At 40.7% G+C, this 16463-nt stretch carries 14 protein-coding genes; 10 read left to right on the forward strand and 4 right to left on the reverse strand.

The genetic code is table 11. The annotated features are described in order from the left end of the window. Positions 1–131: 131 nt before the first annotated feature. Positions 132–317 (reverse strand): SE1832 family protein, encoded by a 186-nt coding sequence (locus A4245_RS12510; RefSeq protein WP_067728405.1) that lies wholly within the window; start codon positions 315–317, stop codon positions 132–134. Between the two features lie 33 nt (positions 318–350). Further along, positions 351–1442, reverse strand: a complete 1092-nt coding sequence (locus A4245_RS12515) for an AI-2E family transporter (RefSeq protein WP_407668386.1) — start codon at positions 1440–1442, stop codon at positions 351–353. Positions 1443–1628: 186 nt separating this feature from the next. Between A4245_RS12515 and A4245_RS12520 the strand changes: the two genes are divergently transcribed. From A4245_RS12520 to A4245_RS12540, 5 genes are all read left to right on the forward strand, one after another. Further along, positions 1629–3362 carry a phospho-sugar mutase gene (locus A4245_RS12520; protein WP_067728409.1) on the forward strand — a complete coding sequence of 578 codons (1734 nt, stop codon included), beginning with the start codon at positions 1629–1631 and terminating at the stop codon, positions 3360–3362. A gap of 245 nt (positions 3363–3607) precedes the next feature. Continuing rightward, complete coding sequence (locus A4245_RS12525) at positions 3608–4405, forward strand: TerC family protein (RefSeq protein ID WP_067728411.1); 798 nt, start codon at positions 3608–3610, stop codon at positions 4403–4405. A gap of 719 nt (positions 4406–5124) precedes the next feature. After that, the gene (gene chrA / locus A4245_RS12530; protein ID WP_067728413.1) at positions 5125–6306 is read left to right on the forward strand and encodes a chromate efflux transporter; all 1182 of its coding nucleotides are present in this window, start codon (positions 5125–5127) and stop codon (positions 6304–6306) included. 39 nt (positions 6307–6345) lie between these two features. Then, positions 6346–6786 carry an OsmC family protein gene (locus A4245_RS12535; protein ID WP_067728415.1) on the forward strand — a complete coding sequence of 147 codons (441 nt, stop codon included), beginning with the start codon at positions 6346–6348 and terminating at the stop codon, positions 6784–6786. A 174-nt stretch (positions 6787–6960) separates the two neighbouring features. Further along, positions 6961–7395 carry a VOC family protein gene (locus A4245_RS12540; protein ID WP_067728417.1) on the forward strand — a complete coding sequence of 145 codons (435 nt, stop codon included), beginning with the start codon at positions 6961–6963 and terminating at the stop codon, positions 7393–7395. Between the two features lie 280 nt (positions 7396–7675). On the opposite strand, the gene A4245_RS12550 is transcribed toward A4245_RS12540, so the two are convergent. Beyond that, entirely contained in the window at positions 7676–9478 is a 1803-nt protein-coding gene (locus A4245_RS12550) for a DNA ligase D (RefSeq protein WP_067728421.1), read from the reverse strand. A gap of 104 nt (positions 9479–9582) precedes the next feature. On the opposite strand from A4245_RS12550, the gene ku reads away from it, so the two are divergent. Both ku and A4245_RS12560 read left to right on the forward strand, forming a co-directional pair. Next, positions 9583–10428, forward strand: coding sequence for a non-homologous end joining protein Ku (ku, locus tag A4245_RS12555; protein WP_067728424.1), 846 nt, complete (start codon positions 9583–9585; stop codon positions 10426–10428). A 258-nt stretch (positions 10429–10686) separates the two neighbouring features. After that, a complete protein-coding gene (locus A4245_RS12560; protein WP_067728426.1) occupies positions 10687–11697 on the forward strand; it encodes an acyltransferase family protein in 1011 nt (336 codons plus the stop codon). 209 nt (positions 11698–11906) lie between these two features. Here A4245_RS12560 and A4245_RS12565 read toward each other — a convergent pair whose 3' ends face one another. After that, on the reverse strand, positions 11907–13250 hold the full coding sequence (locus A4245_RS12565) for a YjiH family protein (protein ID WP_067728428.1): 1344 nt from the start codon (positions 13248–13250) through the stop codon (positions 11907–11909). Positions 13251–14050: 800 nt separating this feature from the next. Here A4245_RS12565 and A4245_RS12570 point away from each other — a divergent pair. From A4245_RS12570 to A4245_RS20385, 3 genes are all read left to right on the forward strand, one after another. Next, entirely contained in the window at positions 14051–15694 is a 1644-nt protein-coding gene (locus A4245_RS12570) for an ABC1 kinase family protein (protein WP_067728430.1), read from the forward strand. Between the two features lie 13 nt (positions 15695–15707). Beyond that, on the forward strand, positions 15708–16010 hold the full coding sequence (locus tag A4245_RS12575) for a phasin family protein (RefSeq protein ID WP_067728432.1): 303 nt from the start codon (positions 15708–15710) through the stop codon (positions 16008–16010). Positions 16011–16183: 173 nt separating this feature from the next. Beyond that, the gene (locus A4245_RS20385) at positions 16184–16351 is read left to right on the forward strand and encodes a hypothetical protein (protein WP_199860683.1); all 168 of its coding nucleotides are present in this window, start codon (positions 16184–16186) and stop codon (positions 16349–16351) included. Positions 16352–16463 lie beyond the last annotated feature (112 nt).

Here is a 16463-nt window from a genome sequence, read left to right on the forward strand (position 1 = left end):
TCTCATTAGGTTACTCCTTTTCGTAAATGAAAAAAGCATGGAAAATTTAAAGTGAAAATTTGACTCATCCAGCAGCACCATAGTCCGACCAAAAGCTTTTACCGATACTGTCAGGAAGTGCCAGGAGAAGATTAGTCTTCCTCCAACACTTCCAGCTGACGGTTTACTTCGGCGATTTCCTCTTCAAGCCGGATCAGCTGTCCTTCCGCTGAGGATACTCTTCCTTTAACATATTCCAGCTTATCCAAGTCACTTTGGATACGGACATAATCCGATTTTAGTTCATCAAGTTTGGCCTGTAATTCCTGTTTTGTCATAAATATTTCCCCCCCTTGGTTGATTAGAAAGATTTAAATCAAAGCATCATCTTTATTCTTTTTTGAATCAACATAGGTACCGTAAAAGTGTACAATAATTGTTCGAAGTACCGCATAGAATGGTACAGCGAATAGGATACCAATGAACCCAGCGATGCTTCCTGCCGCGAGAATCACAGTAATGATCGTAAGCGGATGCAGATTCAGTGCCTGTCCCATGACATTTGGAGAAATCAGATTACTTTCAATCTGCTGTGCCGTCAACATGATAATCGATACCCAGATGAGATTCATAGGATCCTGAAACACTCCTATGATAAGGGCTGGCGTAACCGCTATAAATGGTCCCAAATAAGGGATGACATTCGTCAGCATACCGAATAGGGAAAGTGCAAGCGCATAGTCAAGACCGATAATAAGATATCCGATCAAAAGCAGGACACCGACAGCAAAGCTTACAATGAGCTGCCCCTGAATAAAGGATGAAAGAACATGATCGACTTTAGTCAGTAGACTCCGGATATTCTGTGCTTTTTTCTTTGAAAAAGTCTGTGTAATAAATGGTATCAGTTTTTCTCCATCTTTTAACATGAAAAACAGGAAGAACGGAATCAGGACAATTCCAGCAACGATGCTGATGACCTGTCCGATAAACCCGCCAATAAAGCCGAATAAATATTCCAATGAGCCCTCAATGATGTTCGGCAGATTATTAGTGAAATCATTGATTGCAGTGACTACCTGATCGGGAATATCTGTCACATTTCTTTGCCAATAATCAATAAAATCCTCCACCATCTTAACCATGGATGGAATACTCTCTACAAAATTAGCAATCTGATCCCTGGCAATTGGCCAGATAAATATCACAAATAAGAATAGCACCAGAATGATAAGCAGAAATACGAGAATGATAGAGAGGATACGTGGAACGTTATGTCGTTCCAGAAAATGCATGACAGGTTTTGTTAAGTAATACAAAATACCTGCACCAATAATTGGAAATGCCACAGCGCCAAGCACTTTTATGACTGGAAAAAATATGAATGTGGTCTCAGAAATCAATAGAACGAGCAAAAAGAAAAGAATAAAGAAAACCAAAATCTGAAACCATCGTTTTTGCACCAATAAAATCCCTTCTTTCACTATTTTTTTCTATAAATATATATTACATTCAAAAAGCAATAATAGAAAGTCTGTACATCTAGTAGGATTATTTCCATAAACCTGCTCAACTAAACGAGGGTTGTAGTATAAAAGACGAAAGTATGCTAAAATTTTGGCATACAAATGTATTGGGGGGCGATGTTAATGGGTAAATGGGAACAAATTTATGAAAAGTGGAATTCATTTAAAACGCTGGATGATTCTTTGAAAACAGAACTACATAAAAGTAAGGATAATAAAGCAGCATTAGAGGATGCCTTTTATAGGGAATTGACCTTTGGCACAGGTGGTATGAGGGGTGTGCTTGGACCTGGAATCAACCGGATGAACATCTATACGGTCAGAAAAGCAGTAAATGGCCTGGCCAGCTACCTTTTGGCAAACAAGGTCAATGTCAGAGACAGAGGGGTGGTCATTGCCTATGATTCGAGGTATATGTCACCTGAATTTGCGCTGGAATCCGCAAAAGTGCTCGGTTTCTATGGAATCAAAACACATATCTTTGAGACACTGCGGCCTACACCACTGCTTTCATTTGCAGTTCGCTATTTAAGCACTGCTGCAGGCATTATGATTACAGCAAGTCACAACCCCCCTGAATATAATGGCTTCAAAGTATATAACGAAACCGGAGGACAAATTATACCCGAAGAGGCTTCCCAGATCATTGAGGCTATTGGACAGACAGAAGATGAATTGACAGTACCTTATATGGAAAAAGCAGAATTGGAAGAACAAAGCCTTCTGAATTGGCTTGGGAATGAAGTGGACAATGCGTATTTGGAACGTCTGGATCAAATTACGAAGATGAGTCCAGAAGTGCAATTGATGGAGAAAGACTTGCGAATCGTCTTCACACCGTTGCATGGCACAGCTTATAACCTTGTTACAAAGGGGTTGAAGCAGCTTCATTTTCCTAATGTTTCCATTGTTGAGGAACAGGCAAAACCGGATCCGGAATTTTCCACTGTCGAGTCCCCAAATCCGGAAGAACATCAGGCATTTAAAATGGCAATCGAGCTTGGGAAAACAAATGACGCGGATATTCTGCTTGGAACCGACCCTGATGCAGACAGGCTGGGTGTAGCAGTCAAGAATAAGGATGGGGAATATCAAGTTCTGACCGGTAATCAGCTAGGATCATTACTTCTGGATTATATATTGACCCATAGCGATCCGCATATTTTCCAAAATTCAAGAATGATTAAGACAGTAGTGACTACCGAACTTGGAAAAGCGATAGCAAATGCATATCATGTGAAAACGATCGATACGTTAACAGGATTTAAGTTTATTGGTGAAAAGATTGCCAACTTCGATTCGACTGGCGAAACATTTATTTTCGGATTTGAGGAAAGCTATGGTTATCTGATCAGCAGCTTTGTCCGCGATAAAGACGCTGTCCAGGCTGCGATGATGGCAACCGAAATGGCTTATTACTGGAAACAGCAAGGGAAAACATTACTCGAGGCCCTGGATGTCCTGTATGCGAAACACGGGTTTTACCTGGAAGGAATGTCATCACTGACGCTTAAAGGCAAAGAGGGGTCCGCGAAAATTGCCAAAATCATGGATGAGATACGAACTGATCCATATCAGGAAATTGCTGGGATTAAGGTGGAAAAGGTAGAAGACTACTTAACAAGTGAACGTGTAATTGCAGCAACGAATGATAAAGAGGTAATTGAGCTTCCACAGGAAAACATGATGAAATTTATTTTGGAACAGGATGGCTGGGTGTGTCTTCGCCCATCAGGTACGGAGCCTAAAATAAAATGCTATTATGGTGTTCGTGGAAACAGTCACGAGGACAGCAAGAGATTATTGTCCTCACTGAAGGAAAAGATGGATCAGAGAATTTCCGAGATCGTAAAATAACATTATTGACCGTCCTGTCTGTCCGAAAAAAATTTGACAAAGAAGCATAAAAGGTATTTAATGATTAATAGATTAGTATTTCCTAAAGGGGAGTAGCTGTACAATTAAAGTCGTCATTACGAGAGTATATCTCCGGCTTGATTGGCAACGTGCGTGTTGTTAGCGAGACCTTTACCACTAGCGGGTAAAGGTCTCTTTTTGTGCTCTTATCTGCTAGTGAGACATTATTTTTAAGGAGAGTACACATGGGAACAGAATTAATATTGGAGTATTTATGGGTCTTGGTCGTTCTGATTGGACTTGAAGGACTATTGGCTGCAGATAATGCGCTTGTTTTAGCGATAATGGTACGGCATCTTCCGGAGAAACAGCGGAAAAGAGCCTTGTTTTATGGATTGGCAGGGGCTTTTGTACTTCGGTTCGGGTCCTTATTTGTTATTTCATTCCTTGTGGAGATGTGGCAGGTTCAGGCGTTGGGTGCAGCATATCTGCTATTCATATCGATCAAAAACTTATATGCCAGATTTAAACCTCAAGTTGAAGATGATGTGGAAAAAGTTAAGCAGCCAATCAGGCACGGAGATGAGCCACAGGCTTCTAAAAAGGAGTTCTGGCTTACGGTTCTCAAGGTTGAATTTGCTGACCTGGCATTTGCTGTCGATTCTATCCTGGCGGCGGTTGCGCTGGCAGTTGCACTTCCCCCAACAGGGCTTGGAACAGTCGGAAGTCTTGATGCCGGCCAGTTTGCAGTTATATTTGCAGGTGGCATGATTGGTCTTATTATTATGAGGTTTGCAGCCAATATATTTGTAGGCTTGCTTCATGACCGTCCAGGCCTTGAAGTAGCAGCATTTCTCATTGTGGGCTGGGTAGGTGTAAAACTGGCAGTTCTCGTTATGGCCCACCCTGAGATTGCCTGGTTGCCACATGAATTTCCGCATTCCACCATATGGAAAACAATTTTCTATGTTGTATTAGTGCTGATTGCGGTTGTCGGCTGGTTTGCATCCGGTACAAAAGGTGGAAAAGAAAAGATGGCTTAAGACACGAATACGGCTAGAACATTGTAGTTGAACGCAGCTGTTTTTGCAGGTCCAAAAGCTAATGTAATTAATTCTTATCACTCAACTTTCGCACCTAGAAAATTAGCTTAAACAGTTAACTGGGTTAAACTTGGAATGTCTCCAATAATCCCCTTGCAAACCTGATGAAAATAAGGCTATTTACAAGATGGTTTGCTTTTAAATTATTGCATAGTTGATATAAAATGCTAAGTAACTACTATTTGTGCTGTTAAAGCTTGGCGCGAATAATGGAAGCAAGTTACTTCGGCTACCGCTCTGGGAAATACACTGCGCTTTCCACGGACGGCAGCAGAAGCACACATATTAAATATAAGTTTATTCGCATTTTACAGAAACTGTGAATAAAAAGCTGTGAAACTAAAAAGAACGATGTGGTCCAGGTGTATCCAGGATGCTCAGTGCAACTCACGCCATCCTAATTCTGCCAAGGCTTATTTATCCATTTCCTTCTGCGAAAGTTGAGTTATCATATTAAAAGGCAACCCATTCCGGTGTGGAACAGGGTTGCCTTTTCCGTTTTATTTTTCGGATGCCTTCAGCTAACGGAGTCGTTTTCGCCAGACAGTTGAGCAATTAAAATGTGTGATCAAATGAACTGTAAATTTTGTGTAAATTTCAATGCCGAAAATGAAGATATGTGGTAATTTTGAAAGGAGACTGTATAGAAGGAGGCAACTATGGGAAAGAACAAATCATTAATCGAAATTTTGGCTACGTCTTTAAAGCTCGGACTGACTTCTTTTGGCGGGCCGATTGCACATCTTGGATATTTTAAGGATGAATATGTGGATAAGAAGAAGTGGCTGGATGATAAAATGTACGCAGATATTATCGCACTTTGCCAATTTCTCCCAGGACCTGCAAGCAGTCAGGTAGGTATTGCAATCGGTATGCTTCGGGGCGGACTATTGGGAGGGATCATATCCTGGTTTGGTTTTACCGTTCCATCCATTATTGTCTTAATCGCATTTGCACTATTATATCAGTCATTTTCTTTAGGGGATGCAACATGGATATCCAGTCTGAAAATAGTTGCAGTAGCTGTCGTCGCCCATGCAATTATAGGGATGGGAAAAAACCTCACGCCTGACAGACCGCGAATTGCAATCGCACTCGCTGGCGCTTCGGTTATGCTGCTGTTTCCTTCAGCATTTATTCAGATTGGAATCATTATAGTCGCTGCAATCTTAGGTTATTTTATGTTTTCCAAACAAACAGAAACAAAGGTAAATCCGTTTCGTGTTACAGTAACGAAAACACAAGGTGTAATATCCTTATCGATTCTGGCAGTTCTTCTCATTGGTCTGCCGATCGTATCACAGGTTGTGACAAATGAGTACATAACGATCTTTGATATCTTCTTTCGCGTTGGGGCGATCGTCTTTGGTGGCGGACATGTCGTATTGCCGCTCCTAGAACAGGAAGTTGTTCCGAATGGGCTTGTAACGAGCGGGGAGTTTCTGGCCGGCTACGGAATGGCACAGGCGGTTCCAGGACCACTTTTTACGTTTGCCAGTTATTTGGGAACAATGATGGCAGGAGTTGCAGGTGGTATTGTTGCTACGATTGCCATGTTCTTACCATCGTTCCTGCTCGTAATTGGAGCTTTGCCATTTTTGAATGAACTAAGGAACAGATCCAGTTTTCAGGGAATCCTGACAGGGGTAAATGCCGCGGTTGTCGGTATTTTGCTTGCTGCATTCTATGACCCAGTTTTTACAAGCTCCGTTGAAAATGGCGCACACTTTGCAATGGCGGCAATCCTTTTTGCCTTAATGTATTTCTGGAAAAAACCTGCATGGATGATTGTTATTATCGGTGTATTACTGGGAGAAATAATCGCTTTTGTTTTCGTTTAAATGTCAGTTGCGCTAAAATGACATTAAGAGGTGATCAAAATGGCGGAACATCATTTTCATTTAAAAGCAGACTGGCCTGGTGGCCGAAATAGTGAAGGATTTATCGAAGCAGGTAATTTAAAAACGAAAATTTCCATACCACCAGAGATGGATGGGCCTGGTGTCGGCACAAACCCTGATGAGATGCTGCTCGGAGCGGCTGCAACCTGCTATATTATCACGCTGGCAGCCATGATTGAGCGGGCAGGCCTGCCACTCCATGAAATGTCACTGGAGTCAGAAGGCATTGTCGATGTAACTAAGGGTGTCTTTACATATAAAAAGATCATTCATCGACCAACCGTCTCCTTAAAAGAAAATGCAACGGAGAAGGAGCACAGTAAATTAAAGAAGCTTGTCGAAAAAGCTGAAAAAAGCTGCATGATCTCCCGGGCCATTCAAGGGAATGTCGAAGTGGAACTTCAGGCAAATTTAAACTAGTTTGAAGGACGCTTAGATGAGTAAAATGGCTCCGTTTTGCGTTGCACAGCTAAAAAATGCCAGAATGCCACTCAAATTGGCAATTCAAGTGACGTGGATAATAGTGAAAAATCATATAGACTAGCCATAGCTTTATAGAATTAAGGCTATGGCAATTTTAAAGGAGTGTTCATAGTGGCTGGCGTAGAAATTGATATGGTTGTGAAAGACAGCTTAAAAGCATTGGAATTATATGAGAAAATATTTGAAATCGAACGAGTTGAGGTAACAGACTTTCCCCGCGGCGAAAATGAGGTAGTCTTCACCCTTTACGGTGTTCACTTTCATATGTTGGATGAAAACAAAGAATTCCACTTGATTGCACCAACCCCTGATGATCCTAAAACAATCTGGTTCAATATTACCGTTCCAGAGATTGAGGATACCTATGTAAAGGCGAAGGATTTAGGTTGTAAAGAGGTGCAAGCCGTGACGGAAATACCTGACTACGGAGTATCGAATGCCATATTTATGGACCCCTTTGGTTATATATGGATGCTGCACCAAGTATTCAAAGAAGTGAGCTTTGAAGAGCGTAAACGACTATGGGAGGAAAAAAGGGAGAAGTAACATGAGTCTAGGTTTATTATAAGCATTTGACAGCAAAAAAAAGAAACAGGTGGGGGCAGGATTCCCTAATGCTCCCTAATGTTCGAAATTACTACGGTAAGTACCTCATTACGGTTTATGAAACGATAAGAATGAAAACAATAAAGAAGAAAACGTTACCTGCAGCTAACACCCATTTCTTCCAACCTCTGCCAAGTATGGCAAAAAGAAAGCCGAATATAGGAAAGAGACAAATTCCCAAAATTAACTTATTTACCCACTAAGCCAAACATCACTAATCCTAATCTCGCACTAACCGCAGCACCTTATCCATGTTCTGCACGGCCGCTATCTTAAAATAATCTGCAAACGGGCATCCAAGCTCCTGAACGCGGTCTATTCCATGTTCAAGAGTGAATTGGGTGGGAAGCAGTCCCTCCTCGACTTCACTCCAAAATAATGGAGTGGCTATTGTCCCTTCCTTGGTCATCCGAGGTGAATAGGGAGCGATGATCGTTTTATCCTTTCCGTGCTGTACATAATCAATATACAATCTGTCATTTCTCTTTTTCTTCATTCGTTCGGTAGTAAATAGATCCGGATAGCTGTTCTCGACTGTCCATGCAATGGCCTGGGTGAAGGTTGCCGTTTCTTCATAGGTCATGCTCCCTTCCCTGATGGGTATATGAATCTGCAGCCCTTTGTTGCCGGAGGTTTTCACGAAAGATATCAGCTGCAGGTCATCAAGCAATGTTTTAATCAGGTTTGCTGCCTTGATCGCTAGGTGAAAGTGGTTTCTGTCAGGCGGATCGAGATCAAATACAATTTCTGCCGGTATGGAACGATAAACCTTTTGAAAAGGAACATGATATTCCACTGCAGCCTGATTTGCAAACCAGACAAGGGATTCGAGATTGTCACATACAATCGCCTTGTCATTTCCTGCAGGTACGGCAGTAATAAAATCAGGAGCATAATCCGGCAGATGCTTTTGGAAGAAATGCTCCCCATCAATCCCGTCCGGACATCTTATAACGGTTAACAGCCTGTTTTGCAGAAAGGGGAGCATATATGATGAAATTTCACGAATATAAGTTAGAAGATCTCCCTTTGTATAATGGACCTTTGGCCAGAGAATTTTATCTGTATTTGTCAAATTAATATTTTCAGGCAACATAGAGAGGTCTGCCTTTAGTTTATCTGCTGTACATTCTTCAGGTTTGACAGTTGGCAGAAGCCTGGCGAATTCTGGTTCCCGCAGCTCGTTTTTATATAAATCAAGTGTATGAATTGCAGCACAGACTGCAGGGGGGAGCGAATAAACATCGCCATCCTTCTTTCCATCGGTCAAAAATAGCTGCTTCAGTGTCTGGAACGATTCAGAATCAAGCCCATGCTTGCATTTCCCCACAGTTTTTATGTGCTCGTCATCAAAAACGCCCACAGTAAAATAACCGTTTTCCAGATCGTATGATGTCAAGAATCCTTGAATCGCGCGCCAGTTTTTGACCTTAAACCAATCACGGTGGCTTTTTCCGGATATGTAGCTGCCTGCTTTACGCTTGGCGACAATGCCTTCTCCCATAGCATGGAAGACCACATCCAGAACCTCACGCGGATTGCTGAAAGACTCCACCAACCGGATACGGTCTTGGGTTTTCAGTTTGCCGAAAAGGGTCTTCAATTTTTTTTTTCTGAGTGTCAATTTCAGGTCTCTGCATGAGGTCCCTTTCATCTCCAATAAATCAAACACCATCAATACAGCTGGTCTGGAACTGGCTGCATTTCGGATCGATTCCAAATTCTTTAATCTTCCCCGCTTTTGAATCCATGCAAAATTAGCCTGAAAAGTATGATTCAAAACAACAAGCTCACCGTCCAATTTTAATGGCAGAAAGGGTTTGACCTCAGAATAATGTTCCTCACAAAAAGCTGCAATCTCCGGAAAGCTTGCAGTAAGATCTTTATTATTTTTACTTGTCAGACGAATGTTGCCTTCTTTTTCCCACGTCAGCACACAACGGAAACCGTCATATTTCACTTCATACACCCATCCGTCGCCTTCTGGAATTTCCGAACTTGCAACTGGCTTCATGATATCCATCCACATACAACTCCTTACTTTTAAAATGGCTTGTTTCGGAGATAATAACCGGACAGAATAAAATTAAGTGAGAGGCAGCACACTAAAGAAAAGGAGGTTATTCCATGCATACCATGTGGAAAGGCACGATAAGCTTCGGACTTGTAAATATCCCTGTAAAAATGCATGCCGCAACCGAAAACAAGGATGTAAAACTAAGACAGCTCCATAAAGAATGTAAATCTCCGATTAAGTATGAAAAAACATGCCCAGTTTGCGAAGAAGAGATTAAAAACGAAGATATTGTCAAAGCCTACGAATATGCCAAAAATAAATTTGTGATTTTAGATGAGGAAGAATTGGAAGCTTTAAAGAAAGAGCAGGAGGACAAAGCCGTAGAAATTGTCGACTTTGTGAAACTGGAGAATATTGATCCGATTTATTTTGAGAAAAGCTATTATCTGTCCCCGAATGAGGGAGGAGGTAAAGCCTACGGATTGCTCAGAAGTGCGTTGAACGATACTGGTAAAATCGGTATTGCCAAAATGATGATTCGTTCCAAAGAGCAGCTTGCGGTGATTCGAGTTTATGAAAACACATTGGTCGTTGAAACGATTCATTATCCTGATGAAGTGCGTAGTGTGCAGGATGTCCCGAATATCCCGGAGGAAGTTAAAATTGTGAAGAAGGAACTGGATACTGCAAAAATGTTGATTGAGCAGCTCACGGCAGAATTCGAACCGGAAAAATATAAGGATGAATACCGAACCGCATTGCTCGATTTAATTGAAGAAAAGAAAAACAACGAACAGACAGCTACTGCCAAAGACAAACCAGTACCGGATAATGTAACCAATCTGATGGATGCCCTTCAGGCGTCTTTAGAAAGAGCGAAAAAAGACAAGCCAAAACCAAAACAGCCAAAACGGAAAACGAAAACAGCCGCCCAGAAGAAAAAGACTGCAACCTAAAATGTCTCCGATATGGAGGCATTTTTTTTGGCAGAAGGGAAATTAGAAAATCTATTGGGTGAACAAGGGTTGGAACAAGAAGGATTTTAATTGCCGTTCAACAAAAACCAGCATTATTACAATCCCGCATCATTTTGTCATCCCTCTAACAAAATAATTACAAAATGATGAATTCGCATCATTTTAAAAGATTTTTTCATAAAAAAGGGGTAAAGTGTGTACTACATGAAACAGACAACATAAGAGGGATGAGTATCTATGAAAAGGAATTCATTTTTTGACAATGCTAAAGTTCTGCTGATTTTCTTCGTTGTATTTGGCCATATCATCCAACCATTCGTTGATGGCTCGACAGGCATGAACACTTTATATATGTGGATTTACACATTCCATATGCCGGCGTTTATCCTGCTGGCAGGATTTTTCGCAAAAGGTTCAGGTAATAAAGACTATATCCTTAATTTGATGAAAAAATTACTTGTACCATATCTTATTTTTCAGGTTCTGTATACAATCTACTACTTTTATATTGGAAAGCCAGGCTGGCAAACAGGAATCTTCTATCCGCACTGGTCATTATGGTTTCTTATAAGTTTATTCAGCTGGCATATCCTTCTCTATTGGTTTAAGAAGATTCCTGCTGTATGGAGCATTTCCATTGCAGTAATGATTGGACTGATTGTTGGTTACTTTGGTGAAATTGGCCACACATTCAGCCTGTCCCGTACATTTGTGTTTTTCCCATTTTTCCTGATCGGTTATTGGCTGACGGAAAAACATATCATGTGGGTAAAGCACAGAGCTGTAAAAATCATTTCTGTTTTTGTGATGACAGGTTTAGCCACTGCCATTTATTACCTGCCCGATATTAATTCCGGCTGGCTGCTGGCTTCCAAGTCCTATAGTGATTTAGGGATGGCGCAATTTGGTGGTATAGCGAGACTGCTTGTTTATATCACAGCAGCCGTTATGGTGGCCAGTGTACTTGCATGGGTTCCCAAAAAGAATCTGGGTTGGTTGACAGACCTTGGCAGACGAACGTTGTATGTCTATCTATTACATGGATTTTTCGTACAGTTTTTCCGTCAATACGATTTATTTGAGGTTAATAGTGTAATAGATCTATTTGGGCTTGCAGCAATCTCAGCTTTTATCGTTGTCATTCTTTCAAGCAAACCGATACTCGGACTATGGCAACCATTTATCGAAGGGAAGGCTTCCATTGTCAAAAGCGTTCTGAAGGGTAACGACAAAAAAGAATCTGCGTAAACATAAGTTTTTATTAGAAAACGAAGGCTTGTTACGAGGCTTTCGAAAAAATCCTTAACTGCACTTCTGCAAGTTAGCAAGTCTTTCTTATTTTAAAAGAGATGAAACATTCCGGGAAGGTAAAACGTATAATCATGTAACCCCCCTTTTTTAAAAAGAAAGCAGGCGATCCAGAAATTTGGATCGCCTGCTTTTGTCTTTTTTTATCCTTAAAATATCATATGCGCGATTAACGTAATGATAGGAAGGGTGATAATGGTACGCAACAGGAAGATTACGACCAGGTCTTTAAATGATACGGGAACCTTGGACCCTAATAATAATCCCCCGACTTCTGACATGTAAATTAACTGTGTCACAGAGAGTGCTGCAATAATGAAGCGGGTAATTTCAGCCTCAATGGATGAGCCGATAATTGCCGGCAGGAACATATCCGCGAAACCAATCAGTATCGTTTCGGATGCTTCTGCAGCATAAGGGACCTGCATGAGCTCGAGTAACGGTATGAACGGTGCACCGAGCCATGTGAACAAAGGTGTATATTCAGCAATAATCAGTGCTGCAAGTCCAAAGGCCATGACGACTGGTGCAACACCCATCCACATGTCAAGAATGTTTTGTGCTCCTTCTTTAAAGAACTTGTATACACTCTTTTCTTTTTTTGCACGATCCAGGGCATTTTTGTAACCAAATGAAAGAACATTATCTCCAGCAGGTATTGCCTCATTGATCCCCTTGGAATCGTCACTGATAAAAGTATCTGCTTTCCTTGATAAAGGTGGAATACGCGGCATGATCAATGCTGCTATAAAACCTGCAAAAGCCACAGTCAGATAGAAAGGTACAAACATATGTGCAAGACCTACCTCTGAGAGCACAACGAGAGAAAACGTAATGGATACAATGGAGAACGTAGTACCAATGACAGCCGCTTCACGCTTTGAATAGTATCCTTCCTCATATTGTTTGCTTGTCAGCAAAACACCTATCGTCCCGTCACCAACCCAGGATGCCAGTGCATCTACAGAAGACCTGCCTGGCAGCCGGAATAAAGGGCGCATGATTTTCGTCATCAATGTGCCGAACAATTCCAATAAACCAAAGTTCATAAGCAATGGCAAAAACAGCCCTGCAAAGAGAAAGACAGCAAACAGGACATGAAGCAGTCCGTCCAATAGCAGTCCACCAGTATCTTCACTATAAACTGCTTCCGGACCTAACTGGAAGTAAACCATCACTGCAAATATGGCAGCAATGATACGGGTTACTGTCCAAAAATTACTCGTGTAGAACAGTTGCTGGAAAAATGGCGTTCTGGAGAATGCCTCTTTACCGGCAAACTTGGCAAATAAAGTCATTATTGCCGTTATCACGATGATAATCATCATGATAGCTGACAGCTGGGCAGCGAGCAACTCCTGAACCCAATCAGCCAAAATCGCAATAGGGATCGTTACCCCATCAGCAGTTCCAATCGGTATCATAAACATGAAAATACCAATCAGCGATGGGATTATAAATTTTAAATGATCTATAATACTATAATTCTTCATATCTTAACCTCCAACAGTCGAATTATCAAATAGGATTCCGCTAAATCTAACTGTATGATTATACAACCAAATGAGAATATATTCAATAGGTGAAAATTGTAAGGTTTTGTCGAATCCTAACCAGTAAAAACAGTTCGAAACCAATGCCAACGTTCAACCTGTACAAACAAATCAGCATCCTATATCGTTAAATGTGTAGAGTGGTATTTTCGGCAAGTTTTGTTCTCGTAGTGGATATATACTGCGACCAACTTCTTTTTATGCACGGATAATGGAAAATAGTTTCTCAGGCAGCCAGCCCGTCCGCTTACACTTTGTGTACCTAAGGGCTGCAGGTAGGGAGATTTCTATAACAGAAGTTTAATAGGAGCGAAGGCCAATACTTTTGAATCGATTTCCAGTGCATTCATCATTTTTTTACATCAAGCTGTAAGAAGTGACAATGAATTATTCGTACTAAGCTTTCCAAGTCGGAGTGAGGATGGATAATGAGTTATTATAGCTACTAAAAATACAGTTAATTGTCAGCAATTTTCCAACCAGCTTGGGGAAATACACGGAGACTCCAACGGGAAGAGAGGCATAGGTGAGACACTGAAATGCGTAGCATGAAGGGGCTCACCAGCCGCCCGTGGAAAGCGCAGTGTATTTCCCCGAGCGGTCGCCGAAGCAACTTATCCAGCGTCGTACTTTACGGATTTTGTGCCAATAACAGCAATTTTTTCAGTGTGATAAGTAAAGAAACAAGCCAATGTATTAGAAGACGCCTATTTAGGGTATACAATGATGAGGTGTTGCATGTGGGGAAACTATTTAAATATAATATACTTTATCGCAGTATAATTATCGTTTGGATGGCAGTAAAATTCATCATAAAAATTTACTACTTCAATTTTAAAAACAAGGTATGGGATAAGAAAACAGTTGAAAAATGGGACAACATGCTATATGAAATGGCAATGGAATACCGGAAAAAAGCGGAACATCTCGGTGGCGTGCTGATCAAGGTCGGCCAATTTTTGAGCACGAGGACCGATTTTATGCCGGATGTATTTATACGCGAGCTGGATGAATTAGTCGATCATGTCCCGCCAATGCCCCATGAAACAGCAATTTCTTCTATTGAAAAAGAGTGGGCAACAGATCTTTTTCATCACCTGTCGGAAATCGAGGATTCTGCTACAGCATCCGCATCGATCGGAGATGTTTATCGAGCCAAACTTAAAGATGGAAGTGAGGTTGCCATCAAGGTAAGGCGCCACCGGATCGAAGAAGTTTTCCATAAGGACTTTGTTGCTTTACGAATTGTTTTTTGGATATTGAGAGTTTTTACTTCCTTTGGAAAAAAGGCAGATCTGAATGCTTTATATAAAGAACTTGTGCTCGTTATGAACCGTGAACTCGATTATGAGCAGGAACTGAAATATGGTGAGTATTTCAGAGAACGTTTTAAAGAGGATACTGCGATTCATATTCCGAAATATTATCATTATCTCTGCACGGAAAAGGTTCTCGTTATGGAGTGGGTGAGGGGAGCGAAAATAACAGACATTTCCTTTATCCAGCAACATAATATAGATATAGAGAAGACAACAAAAAGCCTCTTTGATCACTATATTACCCAGTTTTTGAACCCAGGCAAATTTCATGCCGATCCACATTCAGGAAATATTCTGATTCAAAAGGACGGAACAATAGCGATCATCGACTTTGGCATGGTTGGTGAAATTAAAAAAGAGGATACAGAGCAATTTAAATTACTTGTGCAGGGAATTATCATAGATAATTACGATATGGTAATATCGGCCCTTGATAAAATGAACTTTATTCTGCCAAACGCCGATAAAAAGAAATTGAAAAAAGTAATTAAAGAAACGGTCGATATCTACTCGGATGGCTCTCTTAAAAATATTGACTCGGAAATTATGAATCAATTAAGCGAAGATATCGGCATAATCATTAAAGATCAGCCGATTCAAATGCCTGCAGATTACGCCTACTTATTAAGAGCTGTATCCATTGTAATAGGAATTTTATTCGCAATTCATCCTGATATGGATATTAAAAAATGGGCAATTCCAAGAATTAAAAAATGGTTTGGAAGAAGAAGTATTGTGGAATCAGTAACAAAGCAATATACAAAGAATTTGACCGAACCAGTACTTTCCTATCCAAGAGCATTGTTAAATTTTCTTGAAAGTGGGGAAAAGGATAGGAAGTGGGATAAAGAAAAGCACTATATCCAGATGAAGCACCAATTTTATTTACTACTTGAGGTCATTTCCTTTATGATGGTAGTAACAGGGATTGCCGTATCGATATGGGGTTTCAGTATCCAGGTGAATACGATGGCAATCATTGGGCTTGTACTCACTGTGGTGTTTTTATTTACACTGAACCTGATTTTCGTAAAGCATTACAGGATGATCCGATCCAGAAAGTAAGGGGGTGTTGATAATGAGTGACTATTTAAAAAAGGGTTTTTTACTCGGTTTGGGTGCTGCAGTCAGCGGCAAAGAGAAATTGAGTCAAAAGCTGAAAGAACTCGTTGACAAAAATGAATTGACACAGGAACAGGCCAAAACCGTTATGCAAAATTTCGTTGATAAAGGCGACCTGAAGAAAAAGGAATGGGATGTCAAAAACAGCGAACAAATGCAGAAACTGGCCAATGAATATGGAATTGCGACAAAAGAAGATATTCATGAACTGAGGGCTCGACTCACAGAGCTTGAAGATAGATTAAATCAGCCGAATTAACCAGAGAGTGAACCTGAATTTGCGGGTTCACTTTTTTTGTCTATTTGTTGAAAGGAAAAATTAATCAGTAAATTCTGGAAAATAACTACCTTTTGGTTGATAACTTTATATGTAAGCGTTATAATATGGACATAAAACTTCAGTGAACAGTATAAGGGGAGTGTTGGTGCGGTATGAAAAGCTTTTATCTATTATGTCATGGCACGACCGATAAGCTTGGAAGAAAGTTGCGGGAAGAAGAAATCCGTTTTCTGCAATGGATGTACAAACGCTACACCGAAGAAGAACTGGAAGCTGAATCAAAACAAAAGGAAAATCATTTACATACAATGAACTCATAATTTGAAGCTTTGGTGGTCCAGGGCTTTTTTTATGTGGCAAGAATACTTGGCAAATGTCTAGTTTCACTGATGCAGATTGGCCGTGCTATAATAATAGCATCTGCAATGTAAG

Origin of the sequence: Oceanobacillus damuensis (genome assembly GCF_001618145.1) — a bacterium.
GTDB lineage: Bacteria > Bacillota > Bacilli > Bacillales > Amphibacillaceae > Oceanobacillus > Oceanobacillus damuensis.